Genomic DNA, 2472 nt, shown 5'->3' with positions numbered 1-2472 from the left:
TCACGGCCGTCGGCGGCCGGGCCGAGCAGGTCCAGGTCCGCGGTCACGTGTGGAGCGTCGCCGGGCGTCCCACCGCCGTCGAGCAGGTCCTCGCCGCGCTGCAGTCCTGACCTGCCGCGACTACGGGCGAAGGGGGCGACCCCGGTCCGCGAGCACGTCCCGCAGGGTGTCGATCCGGTCGGAGACGATGCCGTCGACGCCGAGGTCGAGCAGGCGATGCATCTCGTCGGCGTCGTCGATCGTCCACACGTGCACCTGCTTGCCCAGCCGGTGTGCCACCTCGACCAGCCGGGGCACGACGACCGTCACCGACCTCGGCCCGACGGCGTGGGTGACAGGGATCTGCAGCGCCTGGGCGGGGGAGTGGACGAGCCGGGAGAGCACCCCCGGGAGCAGCCGGAGGGAGGCGACGCCGACCGGGCCGGCAGACGTCGCGAGGTCGGGGCCGAGCGCGCGGCGCACCCGACGCAGCCGCGCGTCGCTGAAGGACCCGATGCACACCCGCTCGACGGCGTCGTGTCGTCGGATCGCCTCGACGAGCGGGGCGACCGCGCCGTCGGCCTTGACGTCGATGTTGAAGCGCGCCTCGGGGAAGGTCTCGAAGAGCTCGTCCATCAGGGGCACGGCGTCGATCCCGTGGATCCGCGCCTGCGACACCTGCGCCCACGGCAGCCCGGCGATGGCTCCCTGCGCGTCCGTCACCCGGTCGAGGACCTCGTCGTGGAAGGCGACGAGCCGACCGTCGGCCGTCGCGTGCACGTCGGTCTCGAGGTAGCGGTAGCCCATGTCGACCGCCTGGTGGAAGGCGTGGACGGTGTTCTCACGACCGAGGTTGGGCTCGAAGGTCGACCCGCCCCGGTGGGCGAGGGCGATGGGGGTCTCGTCGCTGAAGTATGCGTAGTCGCGCGCGGGCCTCACCCGCTCACCGTACGCGCGCCCGTCAGTGGTTGGCGACGCAGAACTCGTTGCCGTCCGGGTCGGCCATCGTCACCCAGCGGAAGTCGCCCATCTGCCGCTGCGCGACGACCGTTGCGCCCACGCCGGTGAGCCGCTCGACCTCGGCATCGAGGTCGGGCGCACCGAGGTCGAGGTGCAGCCGGTTCTTGCCGGGTGTCGGGTCGTCGACCCGCTGGAAGGCGAGCAGCGGCCCGCCGGGCAGCTGCACGGTGACGAACCAGCCGTCGTTGGTCTCGAGGACCTCGCCGCCGGTCTGCTCCGCCCACCAGTCGGCCAGGGCGGTGGCGTCGGTCGTGTCGGTCGTGATCATGCCGAGCGTGAGGGTCATGCACCGACCGTAGCGACGGCCTCCGACAGCGATCGGGCCTCAGCGGAGGAAGCCGTCGATCCGTTCGACCGTCGCGCCGGTCGCCGCCTCGTCGTAGCCGGGCAGGTCGGGGTCGGCGAAGAGGTGCCCGCGACCGGGCGTCACGTGGTCCTCGAAGGGGGCCCCGCTCGCCTCGACCGCGGCGCCGAGCACGACGACGTCACCCGGGGCGATCCACGGGTCGTCCTCGTGCCGGTGGACCTGGACGGGTACGCCCGACCAGTCGTGGCGGGGCGCGGCGACCGAGTGCATGAGGATCGCCGCCCGGGCGCGGGGCCTGCGCGCGGCCAGCCGCTGGGCGAAGAAGGACCCGAGCGACATGCCGATCAGGGCCGTCTCCGGCGGCATCTGCGCCGCGAGCTCGCGGACCGCCTCGAAGTACTCGGGGTGGGCGTCGCGGTGCGCGATGCCGGGGACCTCCTGCTCGAAGACGTGCCCCTCGTAGTAGTCGGGCACGACGACCTCGTGCCCGAGCTCGCGCAACCGGTCGGCGAAGGTGTGCACCCCCGGCCGCAGCCCGAGCGCGGAGTGGAGCAGCAGGACGTGGGCCATCAGCCCAGGTCCGCCCACACCGCGGTGTCCGTCGGCACCCGGCCGTCGACGAGGTCACCGGATGCCACCAACAGCCTGGCACCCTCGGGCAGCGTCACCGGCTCGGTGCCGAGGTTGGCCACGACGAGGGTGCGCGTGCCGTCGGGTGAGGTCGCGACGTAGCCCACGACGTCATCGCCCAGGCCCTCGACCTCCTCGAGTCCGGCGAGCCCGAGCCGGCGCTCGCGCCGCAGCGCGAGCAGCGAGCGGTAGAGCTCGAGGGTCGACCCCTTGACGCCCGTCTGCGCGTCGACGGCGAGGCCGGAGTAGGCGGGCGGCTGCGGCAGCCACGCGGCGCCGGTGGGGGAGAAACCCAGGGCCGGTGCCCCCTGCTCCCAAGCCATCGGCACACGGCACCCGTCACGGCCCAGCTCGAGTCCTCCGGTGCGGGCGAAGGTCGGGTCCTGGCGCACCTCGTCGGGCAGGCTCGTGTGTTCCGGCAGCCCGAGCTCCTCGCCCTGGTAGACGTAGGCGCCACCGGGCAGCGCGAGCATGAGCGTCGTGGCGGCCCGCGCCCGGCGCAGCCCCACCTCGGCGTCCGGCTGCGGGTCGTCGGC

At 73.8% G+C, this 2472-nt stretch carries 4 protein-coding genes; all 4 read right to left on the bottom strand.

The window, feature by feature from the left end; genetic code table 11:
* Positions 1 to 120 precede the first annotated feature (120 nt).
* Complete coding sequence (locus tag AC2W7J_RS17445; RefSeq protein WP_485983966.1) at positions 121 to 918, bottom strand: glycerophosphodiester phosphodiesterase family protein; 798 nt, start codon at positions 916 to 918, stop codon at positions 121 to 123.
* A gap of 22 nt (positions 919 to 940) precedes the next feature.
* The gene (locus AC2W7J_RS17440) at positions 941 to 1285 is read right to left on the bottom strand and encodes a VOC family protein (RefSeq protein WP_421007365.1); all 345 of its coding nucleotides are present in this window, start codon (positions 1283 to 1285) and stop codon (positions 941 to 943) included.
* A 39-nt stretch (positions 1286 to 1324) separates the two neighbouring features.
* Complete coding sequence (locus AC2W7J_RS17435) at positions 1325 to 1876, bottom strand: dienelactone hydrolase family protein (RefSeq protein ID WP_421007364.1); 552 nt, start codon at positions 1874 to 1876, stop codon at positions 1325 to 1327.
* A partial coding sequence (locus AC2W7J_RS17430; RefSeq protein ID WP_485983963.1) for an alpha-amylase family glycosyl hydrolase occupies positions 1876 to 2472 on the bottom strand: 597 nt, incomplete at its 5' end. The genes AC2W7J_RS17430 and AC2W7J_RS17435, both read right to left, overlap by 1 nt.

Source organism: Janibacter sp. CFPM2_SD2 (genome assembly GCF_057364645.1).
This window is presented reverse-complemented; position numbering and strand designations above follow the sequence as displayed.